Raw genomic sequence first — 12,426 nt, 5'->3', positions numbered from 1 at the left:
TTTTGATATCATCTAAGAGAAAGTTCGATGGAGTTTCCATCAACTTATAAACCTTTTCAACAAGCAAAATTCAATTGCCCACGCCAACGTAATTCTGCATTTTTCGATCTATAAACATGTATTTGATTATTTTGTGCGTAATGACACCTTTTTCAATGAGAGACAGTATATGAATTGGAAAATTCTATCACAATAGCTTCTCATTTAAATCAGGATGACACCAAGAAAAATGGTAATTGAATTTTAAAGTTGACAATCTAATTTAGAACCCTTAATATATACCCTGGAGGGTATTAAATGAGAAGGGTTTTATTTTTTATGTTTTTATTATACCCCTATGGGTATTATAAAAGTTCAATCCCCCTACGAACTGAAATTTTAAAAGTAAAGGAGGGTCTAAAGTGAAAATTTTGTCAGATAAAATAGTGGACGCGAAAGGACTAACTTGCCCGATGCCCGTTGTCAAAACAAAAAAAGCAATGGATGAACTGGAACCAGGCAAAGTATTAGAAATTCAAGCTACTGATAAGGGATCGGTTGCTGACATCCAAGCATGGGCGAAATCCACCGGGCATCAATACCTGGGTACTGAAGTAGAAGGAGATGTATTGATACATTATCTTAGAAAAGCAAACGCCGATGAAGATGTGAAATCAGACAGCAAATTTCCAAATGTCGTTTCCAATGAGGAATTAGAAAAACGAATAGAACGAAATGAAAAAATCACCATTCTGGATGTGAGAGAACAGGAAGAATATGCTATTGCAAGAATTCCTGGGGCAAAAAATATCCCGTTAGGTGAATTAAATTCGCGAATGGAGGAATTGAATAGAGAGGAAGAAATTTATGTCATATGCCGGACTGGAAATCGAAGTGATAGGGCTAGTCAATTATTGGCCGAAAATGGATTTCAACATGTAAAAAATGTCATCCCCGGTATGTCTGAATGGAAAGGGACTATTGAAACGGATAAGTAAGTCGAAAGGAGAAAGGTAAATGACCAAAAATAAAGTAGCAATTATTGCAAGCAACGGAGGACTTTTTGACGCATATAAAGTGTTTAACATTGCAACTGCGGCAGCGGCCACAGATTCCGAAGTCGCGATTTTCTTTACATTTGAAGGATTGAATATCATTCATAAAGACGCTTATCAAAAACTGCCAATGCCTGAAGGAAAAGAACATTATGCGGAAGGATTTAAGGAATCCAATGCACCTTCGATTCCTGAATTAGTGGAGATGGCCAAAGAAATGGGCGTGAAATTCATTGCCTGTCAAATGACAATGGATGTCTTGAAATTAAAAAAAGAAGATTTCATTGACGGAATCGATGTCGGCGGAGCAGTTACTTTTTTAGAATTTGCGAAGGATGCGAACGTTACTCTAACTTTCTAAAAAAGGAGTAGAAGAAAATTGAAAGAAGAAAGATCAACTCAATTAAAAGAAATGACTCCTCATGAATTAACCGAAATCATTTTTCATAAAGAAGAGCTATTTATTTTGGACGTTCGAAATCAAAGCGAATTCCAGGATTGGAGAATTGAAGGGGAAAACATCGATATTATCAATATTCCTTATTTTGACTTGCTGGATGGGATAGAACCGGCATTGCATAAAACTCCTGAAGAGAAAAAAGTGCTGGTTGTATGTGCAAAAGAGGGATCGTCCAAATTTGTAGCAAAGCAAATGCTGGAAGCAGGAAGAAACAACGTGTATTACCTTCAAGGAGGAATGAGGGCGTGGAGTGAACATTTGGAACCTATTAAAGTGGGGGACTTATCCGATGGCGGTTCCGTTTATCAATTTGTTCGTCCAGGAAAAGGTTGCCTTTCCTACATGATCATTTCAAACGGAGAAGCTGCTGTTATAGATGCTGTCCGAACTATTGAAGTGTTTGAACAGTTTGCCAAAGAAAACAACGTTCAAATTAAATATACGATTGATACCCACCTTCATGCCGATCATATCTCGGGCGGTAGACGATTAGCTGAAAAGACTGGGGCAAGCTATTGGCTTCCGCCAAAAGATGCAACGGAAGTCACTTTTCGATATCATCCATTAGTAGAAGGAGAAAATCTTACGGTTGGGAACATCCCCATCATCATTCAACCTGTCCATTCTCCAGGACATACTATTGGCAGCACGTCACTAATTGTAGATCAACGTTATCTTTTTACAGGAGATATTTTATTTCTGAAATCAATTGGTCGACCTGACTTGGCGGGTAAAGCAGAAGAATGGGTGAATGATCTTCGGCAAACTTTGTATACATTATTTCCAACGTTCTCTGATGATCTAGTTGTTCTGCCTGCTCATTTTGGTCGAATAAGTGAGTTGGGAGAAGGAGGAAAAGTTTCCGCTAGACTCGGTGAATTATTCAAGACAAATCCAGGGTTGAATATCCGAGAAGAAGTCGAATTTCGAAAATTAGTGACAGGAAACTTACCGCCACAACCTAATTCTTATCTGGAAATCCGTCAAACCAATATGGGGAAAATCACCCCTTCAAAAGATGAAGAAAGAGAAATGGAAATCGGTCCAAATCGCTGTGCCGTTCATGATCAATAAAAGGAGTGTACAATATATGAAAAGCGATAAAATTTTAGATGCAAAAGGGTTCGCTTGTCCTATGCCGATTGTCAAAACAAAAAAAACTATAGATGAACTTCAATCCGGTCAAATTTTAGAAGTCCATGCAACAGACCAAGGCGCTAAAAATGACTTCGTTGGCTGGACCAATACGACCGGACATAAATTGTTAGAATGCAAAGAAGAGGATGGAGTCATCAAGTTTTGGATTCAAAAACGATAAGTAGGAACACCCCATTTATTGGGGTGTTCCTTCATCCTTATAAACGAAACGAACACCGAGAAGACCATAAATTTCTTCTGAATAATGTCCATAAGGGCAAGCTTTTGTGCAGCAGAGAAGATCATTAGAGCATGTTAACCTTTCATTGCATTTCGGACAATAGTCGATGAATAGTGATCGAATAAATCGAATCATCAAATAACCTCTCTATTCCTATAAATTTAATTGGTTATATTATACATTGTGAATCGGGATTAGTATACGAATTTATATCGAATTTACATTGATTTTATGTGAATAAACTAAACCAAAATTCGTCTCCAGAAAGAAGGAATCAGTATATTTATGTATCTTGTGATGTTCTTCATTGGGTTCATCGGTTCATTTTTTTCCGGAATGCTTGGTATAGGAGGTTCTATTATCAATTATCCTCTTTTATTATATGTACCAGACTGGTTGAACGTCAGTCATTTTACAGCAAAACAAGTATCCTCCATCAGCATGTTTCAAGTGCTTTTTTCTTCTCTCTCTGGCGTGATTGCCTATTGGAAGATGAGTAAAAAAGATGTTTCTTTCGTCCACAAAGGACTTGTACTTTATATGGGAGGCAGTATACTGATCGGAAGTTTGATAGGAGGAGTGTGCTCTAAATTTTTACCAAGTGAAAGTATTAATATTGTCTATGGCGTTCTCGCAGTTCTTGCCGTCCTATTGATGATCATTCCACAACATAAAAGCTGTGATCGAATGCAGGTGAATGAGATCACTTTCAACCGAGTTTTGGCAATGGTAATATCTTTCGTAGTCGGAATTGTATCTGGAATTGTCGGCGCTGGAGGGGCTTTTATATTGATTCCTATCATGTTAACCGTTTTGAAAATCCCAATGCGTATCACGATTGCTTCTTCCTTAGCTGTTGTTTTTCTTTCTGCAATCGGAGGGGCTTTCGGAAAATTGACTACGGGAGAAATTCCATTTTGGGCAACTTTTTTTGCTGTTGCGGGGAGTCTTTTAGGTGCTCCATTAGGTTCTTTCATGAGTAGAAGAATGAATGTGAATATGTTGAGATATGGACTAATGGTGTTAATTTCATTGACAGCAATAAAAATATGGTACAGCATTCTATGATAGAAAAGAATTTGGTATGAGAAATCGTTTTCTTTATATCTAAGCAAAAATTAGCAAAATCGCAAAAGAATATTGTATATATTTTTATTTATTAAATGTAGAAAGAAAAAAGCGTTCATCTTCAGGCGATGAGCGCTTTTTTCCGTAATGCGTCATAACGTATTGCAACTGTACATATATAAGAAAGTAAGACAAGCTTTTTCCGTTTATGGTATACATCCATTAATGAATTTCTCTGTAAATTCCAATCACTTTTCCAAGAATTTTCACATCACGCAAAATGATTGGTTCCATTGATGAGTTTTCAGGCTGAAGCCTTATGTAATCTTTTTCTTTAAAAAATCTTTTGACAGTGGCTTCATTTTCGTCTGTCATAGCGACAACAATTTCCCCATTTAGTGCGGATTGCTGTTGGCGGACGATGACGTAGTCTCCATCAAGAATTCCAGCTTCAATCATGCTGTCACCCATAACTTCCAGCATAAATATCTGTTCATCGCTGGGTGCCAGCCTCTCTGGAAGAGGAAAATATTCTTCAATATTTTCAATGGCCGTAATGGGAATCCCGGCTGTTACTTTCCCAACAATTGGTACATTGATCACATTTTGGCGCGGAATGATATCATCTTCGGCATCGAGTATTTCAATCGCTCTAGGCTTTGTAGGGTCTCTTCTAATCAACCCTTTTTTCTCAAGACGCGCCAAATGGCCATGGACAGTCGAACTGGAAGCTAGCCCTACTGCTTCGCCAATTTCACGCACAGATGGTGGATATCCTTTCGTTTTCACTTCGTTCTTAATAAAATCAAGGATTTCTTGTTGCCTCTTTGATAACTTAGTCATTTTAAGGCAGCCCCCCGTATCTCTTTCTGTTAAAGGTATTATAGCATGCCAAGAGTTGGAATACAAACATAAGTTCGAAAAAAGAGTTGACTCAAACAAATGTTCGTATTACAATCTTTCGTAAAAGAACAAACATTCGTTCGGAGGTAATTTTTATGATAAAATGGGTGTGGAAAAACTACCGTTTCGCCATCATTTTAGTGATTGTTTCCGTTCTGTCCGGTTTATTTATCATCGGTCAAATGACAAAGGAGCCAAATTATCAGAAAATCGTAGTGCATGAAGGAGATTCGTTATGGTCGATCGCCATGAAATATGGGGACCATCACAACATGGATTATAATGAATTTGTCAAATGGGTGGAACAGAAGAATCATCTTGCCAGCCCTGTCATTAAGCCAGGTGATAAAATTATTATTCCGGTTACAGCCGTGAATAAAAAACATCAAGTTGCTTATAAAGAGGAGTGATGAAACACGAAGGCCATTATCTATTGCCGAGTGAGCACGACAAAAGAAACTCAGGAAACATCATTGGAAAGGCAAGAAGAGGAACTTCGACGGCTCGCTTCAGAGTTTGGATTTGAACTGGCAGCTGTTATTCGTGACCAAGCAAGCGGTTATGATTTGGATCGTCCCGGCGTGCTGGAGATGTTAGATATGTTAAAAGACAAAAAAGCTGGCGCAGTATTGATTCAAGATGAAACTAGAATTGGAAGAGGCAATGCCAAAATTGCTCTTTTGCATTGCATTTATAAAGAAGGGGCTAAAGTTTTTAGCATATCTGACAAAGGAGAACTTCAGCTTTCAGAGTCGGATTCGATGGTTCTTAAAATCGTAAGCATGGTGGAAGAATATCAGCGAAAAATACATAATCTAAAAATCAAAAGAGGAATGATAAGAGCAGTTGAAAAGGGATATCGGCCTGAAAAGAATTTAAAAGGATCCGGAAATCCTTTAGGCAGAGAACGCAAAACACTCCCAATAGAAGAAATCATTCGATTGCGCAACAACGATCTTACATTTGCGGAAATTGCAGCTACATTAAGAGGATTCGGCTACGATGTCTCAAAAGCAACCGTCCATCGCCGCTACCAAGAATATATGGACAGACAGAAGAATGAATCGAAACAGTTGAATGAACAAGACTGAATTCTTGTTTTTTTGTTCTATTTCTAGTATGATTTCCATTAAAATAGGGATATCAAATGAAAAGGAGCAACGGTATGCTTTCAAGTGATAAGATTGCTAGAATCAATGAACTGGCAAAAAAATCTAAAACAGTTGGATTAACTCAAGAAGAAGCGAAAGAGCAATCTCGTTTGCGCGCTGAATATTTAACTGCATTTCGTTCTTCTATGAAAGAAACCATTGAAAAGGTCCGGGTTTTCGATTCAACTGGTCAAGAAGTCACACCAAAGAAATTAAGAAATATCCAAATGAGGAAAAAGCTTCATTGACAACCAATTATTGCTTCCCTTAACATCATGTTGATGGGAAGCTTTTTTTCTTTTCAATCGAATGGCAACTTTTAAGTATTCAAATTGGGAAATTCAATCAGGTAGTTTGAAAATCTGAGTAATTTTTCACAAACCATATCATTTTGTTGTATAATTGCTCACAGACATATAATATAAAATATGTAAGAAAATGAATTGGAAAGGGTGCTAGTCATGTTTGACCATACAGACCAGCTTGCAATTACGACAATTCGAACATTGTCGATTGATGCAATTGAAAAAGCAAAATCCGGGCATCCAGGTATGCCAATGGGAACAGCTCCGATGGCCTATACCCTCTGGACCCGTTTTATGAATCATAATCCGAAGAACCCAGATTGGTTTAATCGAGACCGATTTGTTCTTTCCGCCGGACATGGATCGATGCTTCTTTATAGTTTGCTTCATCTTTCCGGTTACGGAGTGACAATGGATGATATTAAAAACTTCCGTCAATGGGGAAGCAAAACTCCTGGACATCCGGAATATGGCCATACTCCAGGTGTTGAAGCTACAACCGGACCACTCGGACAAGGAATAGCCATGGCAGTCGGAATGGCAATGGCTGAGCGTCATTTAGCATCAGTTTATAATAAAGAAAACTATCCAATTGTCGACCATTATACATACGCAATTTGCGGTGACGGTGACTTAATGGAAGGGGTTTCTGCAGAAGCTGCTTCTTTAGCTGGTCATCTAAAACTTGGTCGTTTAATCGTGCTGTATGACTCCAATGACATTTCGTTGGACGGTGAATTGAACAAAGCGTTTTCAGAAAGTGTAGAACAACGCTTTAAAGCATATGGATGGCAATATCTTCGTGTAGAAGACGGCAATAATTTAGAAGAAATTGCCAAAGCCATTGAAGAAGCCCGAAACGATGAAATGCGTCCAACAATCATCGAAGTCAAAACAGTAATCGGTTATGGATCTCCTAATAAAGCAGGTACATCGTCTGTTCATGGCTCACCTCTTGGAGCAGATGAATTAAAGAAAACGAAAGAAGCATACAAATGGACTTTTGAAGAAGACTTCTATGTTCCGGATGAAGTTTATGAACGTTTCCATCAATTAACGGTTGAAAAAGGAAGCGAAAAAGAAAAAGAATGGCTGAACCTTTTTGCACAATATAAAAAGGATTACCCAGAATTAGGAAAACAATTGGAACAAGCTATTAACGGAGACCTGCCTGAAGATTGGGATGCAGAAATACCGGTTTATGAAGAAGGAAAAAGCATCGCTAGCAGATCATCTTCTGGAGAAGTGCTGAATGCGATCGCAAAACGCGTTCCAACTTTTATCGGCGGATCTGCTGATTTAGCTGGTTCTAACAAAACGACCATTAAAGAAGAAAAAGATTTTGGACCAAATTCTTATGATGGCCGTAACATTTGGTTCGGTGTTCGCGAATTTGCAATGGGTGCCGCTATGAATGGAATGGCCCTACATGGTGGAGTAAAAGTATTTGGTGGTACATTCTTCGTATTCTCCGATTATTTGCGTCCGGCTATTCGTTTGGCCGCTCTAATGGGACTGCCTGTTACTTATGTGCTTACCCATGACAGCATCGCTGTTGGTGAAGATGGCCCAACGCATGAACCGGTTGAACAGCTGGCGTCTTTACGGGCAATGCCTAATTTATCGGTTATCCGTCCTGCAGATGCTAATGAAACCGCAGCTGCGTGGAGAATGGCGCTTACTTCAAAAGATAAACCAACTGCATTAGTATTATCGCGTCAAAATTTACCGACGTTAAAAGGAACCGCAGAAACAGCTCAAGAAGGAGTAGAAAAGGGAGGATATGTCGTTTCTCCTTCTACTAAAGAAACTCCAGATGCCCTCTTGTTAGCGTCCGGTTCTGAAGTCCATCTAGCAGTTGAAGCCCAAAAACAGCTTTTGGAAGATGGAATTGACGTTTCCGTTGTCAGCTTGCCTTCTTGGGATCGTTTTGAAAAACAATCAGATGAATACAAAGAATCAGTCATTCCGTCAACCGTTAAAAAACGGCTTGCGATCGAAATGGCTTCCTCTTTCGGCTGGGAACGATATGTTGGAGACGAAGGAGAAATTTTGGCAATTGACCGTTTTGGAGCATCAGCCCCAGGAGAAATTGTCATGAAAGAGTACGGTTTTACGGCAGAAAATGTGGTAAATCGCGTAAAACAGTTATTAAATAAATAAGCTTGTTTAAGCTGCTGGCATTAAGCTGGCAGCTTTTTTATGCTGTTTTTGTAAAAAGCTGGTGTGGACTGTTTCGTTGATAAAACAACGTTGGTTTTCGTGAGCCGTTTTGGAAATAAACAGGAAGCGACAAAAAAAGAAAATCCTTTTACGAGAATTCTACAGGACATGCCGTTCCATTTTGTTATAATGAGCCATAACCAACTAAAACGGATCAAAATTGGACAAACGGGGGGATGGGTTTGCGCTTCTATCATATTTATTGGATAAAAGATGAATTTGCCTTTTATTTTTATGGACGGGAAAAAGTATTTTACCACTTGTTTTATGATTGGATGCATTCAAAAGGAGAATATAGAAGTATATTGGATTTGCAAGTTCAATATATTACGGAAGAACTTCCCGTCATGCAATTGTATCGGTTGATTCGCCAAAATCTTTCACGGCAAAAAGGATTTACCGTCGAAGGCAACACGTATCGGATGGAATCTACAGAAAAGAATGGGAGTACACTTGAAATTCAATCGACCAAAATGCTTTTAAAGGCCTCCGGCAGCTATGATTCAGAAATGTTATTTTTCGAATCTTTGAAAAATTTTAACGGTCGGTTGCTTGCTTTAGATTTTAATAATGGACGCTTTGGATGGGTGAAGCCATTAAAAGAAAGAAAATATGTTTAAAAAAGAAAAAGTGAAAGAAAATATTGTATAATCGGGTATCCTTTAGTACACTCTTATTAGACAACATGAAGGAGGAAGTACTATGTGGTATGTGCTAGTTGGAGTTCTGGCGTTGCTCGCCGGAGTTGCGCTAGGATTTTTTATTGCACGCAAATACATGATGGATTATTTAAAGAAAAACCCACCTATCAATGAACAAATGCTTCGAATGATGATGATGCAAATGGGCATGAAGCCGTCCCAAAAGAAAATTAATCAAATGATGAACGCGATGAACAAACAGTTTAAACAATAAATGCTTGTGGCTCTAGGGGATTACAACTTTGTTGAGTTCACATTTCACAAACTTTGGACTTTATTTTTCGTTTTACTTAATCCATCATCAAGTTTTAGCGTGATTTTTGATTAATCTTTCATCAAACCAATCTAAAACCACTTATCCTGCTGAAAAATTAAGCGTAGGAGAGTGGTTTTTTTGTTGTTGTTAGAAGACGTTCTCGAAGAATATCTATATCACTGTCAAGCCAAAGGGTTTTCTGAAAAAACTATGAAAAATAAACGCCAAGAATACAAACAATTAAAAAAATTCCTGAAGGATAAGAGAGGAATAACCGAATTAGAAAATATTACAGTTTATGATTTAAGAGCATATGTCAGAACAAAGCATAAACAAGGGCTAAAACCCCAAAGTATCGTATCCATGTTTAAAATGATCAAAGCATTTTTTAGTTGGTGTGAGAAAGAAGGTTACTTAAAAGAAAACGTAGCATCAAAGGTGGAATTGCCGAAAGTTCCTAAAGCGGTATTAGAAGGGTTCGCCATTGAAGAGGTTAAAGCCATGATCGATGCTTTTTCTTATAAAAACTATCTGGAAGCCAGAAACAAAACGATAATCGCTATGTTGGCTGATTGTGGGCTTAGAGCAATGGAAATAAGAGGGTTAAAGAATGATGATGTGAAGGATACAACCATTTTAGTGAATGGAAAAGGGGATAAGCAAAGAATTGTCTTTATCAGCCCTGCATTAAAAAGAATTTTGATTAAGTATGAAAGAATAAAAAGACAACACTTTGAAAACGTGGAAACATCAGATCATTATTTTCTTTCCTATATGGGTTCTGGTATATCGCATGTGGCTTTACACAATATCATCAAAGAAGCAGGAAAAAGGGCAGGAGTTAAAGGGAAACGTGTATCTCCACACACCTTTAGACATTTCTATGCAGTGCAATGTTTACAACAAGGGATAGATGTTTATTCTTTATCAAGGTTATTGGGGCACTCTGATATAACAGTAACACAACGCTATTTACAATCAATGAAAGATACACAGCTATTAGATAAAGCGATTAGGACAAGCCCACTAATGAATTTAGGAAGAAAATAGGAGGTGATTCTGTTGGAATTAGAACGAAAGTTTTACCGATCAATCATTAACTATTCCAGTGTTGTTGACATTCATATGGTGCTGGATGAGATTTTAGACGATTTGCAAAGCCAAGTAGACAAATATGAGTTTCAAATTGACAAATATACAACACGAATATGGGAATTAAAAGATGTTATGTCCATGATTGAGAAAAAGAAAGTGGAAATTGAAGATAGGTACAGCCATTTGTAAGTAAATAAAAAAGGGAACGAGTACCGCAAATACTCATTCCCAAGTGTGGATAGACACACATATAAAACCCAAGTAATTACAGTATATACTAATTTAAAAAAATAGACAAGTATATACTCTTATTTATGTGCGTCTATCCTATCGAACATATATTCGGTAGGAGGATTATTTATGTTAATGGGAAATATTAAACAATTTAAGCATCTTTCACAGTTTGCTACTCTTAAAGACTTTAACAACCATATAGAAATGTGGCTTGCAGAATACAAAAGCCAATTCACCAAATCCGAATTGATCGCACTCAAACGGTTAATACGCTTTTCTGCAAAGGTATATGGTGTTTCCACAGCATCTATTAACACTATTCTTAATGCAACAGAAAAAGATGGTATTGGTGTAAGTGAATCCACGTTTCACAGGATGAAAAGAAAGGCAGTTAAAATTGGGATTTTATCCATTCATTATACGACACGTAAGAACGGTTCACAATCATCAAATGTGTGGGTGTTTAATCGTTTTACAAATGACACCCCTATTAATGATGTTAAAGAGTCAGAAACTAAACAAAATCAAGGCGTTGACGATAATGTAAGTGAAGCACAAATGACAACCCATAAAACTAGCAATCTATCTAAAACTAGCATACATAATAATAAACGTTATGACGGTACAGAAGCAGAATTTACAAGTAATAGAGTTCCAAAAAGATTTAAAGAGTTAGTATCTTGTTTCTTTCCAAAAAGTCAACAAATTGAAGAATTTTTCAGGGTAACTCAGCAAGTGACAAAGCACACTTCTTATTATTCCGAAGAAGAAAAGTTACAGTTGAGTATTGATGCATTTAAACAGGTAATTCGCAATATTAAGCTTGGTAAACGAAAGATTAAAAATGTCTTTGGATATTACAACCGTGTCTTAAACAATATCCTAGATCATAAATATTTTGATGAATTGTATGAGCTGGATCAAAAATTAGGATTAGTATAAAATGTTTAAATGTTATATTTATTTCAAAGGGGGAATTAGATGTTTAATTGGTTTAAGAAGAGGGTTAATAATACACAAATTATTGAAAAGGAAGTAGAAAACAATTCAGTCATTATTAAAAAAACTGAGGATGAACAACCGATTAATGATGAAGAACTAATAAAAGAAGAACAGGAAGAACAGCCAAAGAAAGATGCAATTAAACGCTATCAATTTTACGTTAAAGGGACATTTGTTGATGAACGTCAAAAATTTTTGACCAAATTAGTTAAGGAAATGAAAAAAACTGATTATAAAAACTTTAATTATTGGGACAAATACGAAGGCTATACAGACAGAGAAATCATTGAAGAATTATATGAAAAAGTGTACGAATATAGTGGTAGGGAGCTTCCTCCAGCTTATTTGGAACATGAGGATACAAATCCTTATGATCCAAATGCCATAAAAATTTTGGTTGAAGATTTAAATGGAAATAAATTCCATATAGGATATGTTCCAAAGGAATTATGCAAAGAAATAAGAGACATGGAAAGTAGATATAAACCCTTACTTGCTCTAACATTAGATGGAGGAAAATATAAAAAACCCGGATATGATGATGAAATTGTAACTGGAACGGATGAATATAAGGTTAAAGCGTATTTAAGTTTCTGGAAAAACGTTTAAAGAGGAT

16 protein-coding genes are annotated in these 12,426 nt (G+C 37.0%); 15 read left to right on the top strand and 1 reads right to left on the bottom strand.

Annotation, left to right across the window (positions count from 1 at the left end; genetic code table 11):
* The first annotated feature begins 401 nt into the window (after positions 1 to 401).
* From NST81_RS09480 to NST81_RS09460, 5 genes are all read left to right on the top strand, one after another.
* The gene (locus NST81_RS09480) at positions 402 to 977 is read left to right on the top strand and encodes a sulfurtransferase TusA family protein (protein ID WP_327803851.1); all 576 of its coding nucleotides are present in this window, start codon (positions 402 to 404) and stop codon (positions 975 to 977) included.
* 19 nt (positions 978 to 996) lie between these two features.
* Positions 997 to 1,395 carry a DsrE/DsrF/DrsH-like family protein gene (locus tag NST81_RS09475; RefSeq protein WP_327803853.1) on the top strand — a complete coding sequence of 133 codons (399 nt, stop codon included), beginning with the start codon at positions 997 to 999 and terminating at the stop codon, positions 1,393 to 1,395.
* Positions 1,396 to 1,446: 51 nt separating this feature from the next.
* Complete coding sequence (locus NST81_RS09470) at positions 1,447 to 2,568, top strand: MBL fold metallo-hydrolase (protein WP_327803890.1); 1,122 nt, start codon at positions 1,447 to 1,449, stop codon at positions 2,566 to 2,568.
* A gap of 16 nt (positions 2,569 to 2,584) precedes the next feature.
* Entirely contained in the window at positions 2,585 to 2,812 is a 228-nt protein-coding gene (locus NST81_RS09465) for a sulfurtransferase TusA family protein (protein ID WP_327803855.1), read from the top strand.
* 333 nt (positions 2,813 to 3,145) lie between these two features.
* The gene (locus tag NST81_RS09460; protein WP_412677360.1) at positions 3,146 to 3,940 is read left to right on the top strand and encodes a sulfite exporter TauE/SafE family protein; all 795 of its coding nucleotides are present in this window, start codon (positions 3,146 to 3,148) and stop codon (positions 3,938 to 3,940) included.
* A gap of 222 nt (positions 3,941 to 4,162) precedes the next feature.
* Here NST81_RS09460 and lexA read toward each other — a convergent pair whose 3' ends face one another.
* Positions 4,163 to 4,783, bottom strand: coding sequence for a transcriptional repressor LexA (lexA, locus tag NST81_RS09455; RefSeq protein ID WP_003352960.1), 621 nt, complete (start codon positions 4,781 to 4,783; stop codon positions 4,163 to 4,165).
* Positions 4,784 to 4,938: 155 nt separating this feature from the next.
* Between lexA and yneA the strand changes: the two genes are divergently transcribed.
* The 10 genes from yneA to NST81_RS09405 all read left to right on the top strand — a co-directional run bounded on the left by yneA (position 4,939) and on the right by NST81_RS09405 (position 12,419).
* Complete coding sequence (gene yneA / locus NST81_RS09450; protein ID WP_003352959.1) at positions 4,939 to 5,253, top strand: cell division suppressor protein YneA; 315 nt, start codon at positions 4,939 to 4,941, stop codon at positions 5,251 to 5,253.
* Between the two features lie 15 nt (positions 5,254 to 5,268).
* The gene (locus NST81_RS09445; RefSeq protein WP_040340893.1) at positions 5,269 to 5,934 is read left to right on the top strand and encodes a YneB family resolvase-like protein; all 666 of its coding nucleotides are present in this window, start codon (positions 5,269 to 5,271) and stop codon (positions 5,932 to 5,934) included.
* 74 nt (positions 5,935 to 6,008) lie between these two features.
* Complete coding sequence (locus tag NST81_RS09440; protein WP_003352957.1) at positions 6,009 to 6,242, top strand: DUF896 domain-containing protein; 234 nt, start codon at positions 6,009 to 6,011, stop codon at positions 6,240 to 6,242.
* Between the two features lie 213 nt (positions 6,243 to 6,455).
* A complete protein-coding gene (tkt, locus tag NST81_RS09435; protein ID WP_341029579.1) occupies positions 6,456 to 8,462 on the top strand; it encodes a transketolase in 2,007 nt (668 codons plus the stop codon).
* 242 nt (positions 8,463 to 8,704) lie between these two features.
* Positions 8,705 to 9,142 (top strand): sporulation inhibitor of replication protein SirA, encoded by a 438-nt coding sequence (sirA, locus tag NST81_RS09430; protein ID WP_048623384.1) that lies wholly within the window; start codon positions 8,705 to 8,707, stop codon positions 9,140 to 9,142.
* Positions 9,143 to 9,224: 82 nt separating this feature from the next.
* The gene (locus tag NST81_RS09425) at positions 9,225 to 9,437 is read left to right on the top strand and encodes a YneF family protein (protein ID WP_003352953.1); all 213 of its coding nucleotides are present in this window, start codon (positions 9,225 to 9,227) and stop codon (positions 9,435 to 9,437) included.
* Between the two features lie 180 nt (positions 9,438 to 9,617).
* A complete protein-coding gene (locus NST81_RS09420; RefSeq protein WP_341029576.1) occupies positions 9,618 to 10,529 on the top strand; it encodes a tyrosine-type recombinase/integrase in 912 nt (303 codons plus the stop codon).
* 12 nt (positions 10,530 to 10,541) lie between these two features.
* On the top strand, positions 10,542 to 10,763 hold the full coding sequence (locus NST81_RS09415; RefSeq protein WP_341029575.1) for a hypothetical protein: 222 nt from the start codon (positions 10,542 to 10,544) through the stop codon (positions 10,761 to 10,763).
* A gap of 171 nt (positions 10,764 to 10,934) precedes the next feature.
* A complete protein-coding gene (locus NST81_RS09410; RefSeq protein ID WP_341029574.1) occupies positions 10,935 to 11,750 on the top strand; it encodes a hypothetical protein in 816 nt (271 codons plus the stop codon).
* A gap of 39 nt (positions 11,751 to 11,789) precedes the next feature.
* Positions 11,790 to 12,419 carry an HIRAN domain-containing protein gene (locus NST81_RS09405; protein WP_341029573.1) on the top strand — a complete coding sequence of 210 codons (630 nt, stop codon included), beginning with the start codon at positions 11,790 to 11,792 and terminating at the stop codon, positions 12,417 to 12,419.
* Positions 12,420 to 12,426 lie beyond the last annotated feature (7 nt).

The sequence above is a fragment of the Bacillus sp. FSL W8-0223 genome (genome assembly GCF_038006805.1).
Taxonomy (GTDB): Bacteria; Bacillota; Bacilli; order Bacillales; family DSM-4216; genus Bacillus_O; species Bacillus_O smithii.
Note: the sequence above shows the minus strand (reverse complement) of the source record. Positions and strands in the feature narration are given on the sequence as shown.

What these genes read in the sequence shown, in the direction of transcription:
- tkt (WP_341029579.1), top strand. Translation starts at nt 6,456, where the DNA reads ATGTTTGACCATACAGACCAGCTTGCAATTACGACAATTCGAACATTG.
- NST81_RS09465 (WP_327803855.1), top strand. Translation starts at nt 2,585, where the DNA reads ATGAAAAGCGATAAAATTTTAGATGCAAAAGGGTTCGCTTGTCCTATG.
- yneA (WP_003352959.1), top strand. Translation starts at nt 4,939, where the DNA reads ATGATAAAATGGGTGTGGAAAAACTACCGTTTCGCCATCATTTTAGTG.
- NST81_RS09410 (WP_341029574.1), top strand. Translation starts at nt 10,935, where the DNA reads ATGTTAATGGGAAATATTAAACAATTTAAGCATCTTTCACAGTTTGCT.
- NST81_RS09470 (WP_327803890.1), top strand. Translation starts at nt 1,447, where the DNA reads ATGACTCCTCATGAATTAACCGAAATCATTTTTCATAAAGAAGAGCTA.
- NST81_RS09475 (WP_327803853.1), top strand. Translation starts at nt 997, where the DNA reads ATGACCAAAAATAAAGTAGCAATTATTGCAAGCAACGGAGGACTTTTT.
- NST81_RS09425 (WP_003352953.1), top strand. Translation starts at nt 9,225, where the DNA reads ATGTGGTATGTGCTAGTTGGAGTTCTGGCGTTGCTCGCCGGAGTTGCG.
- NST81_RS09440 (WP_003352957.1), top strand. Translation starts at nt 6,009, where the DNA reads ATGCTTTCAAGTGATAAGATTGCTAGAATCAATGAACTGGCAAAAAAA.
- NST81_RS09405 (WP_341029573.1), top strand. Translation starts at nt 11,790, where the DNA reads ATGTTTAATTGGTTTAAGAAGAGGGTTAATAATACACAAATTATTGAA.
- lexA (WP_003352960.1), bottom strand. Translation starts at nt 4,783, where the DNA reads ATGACTAAGTTATCAAAGAGGCAACAAGAAATCCTTGATTTTATTAAG.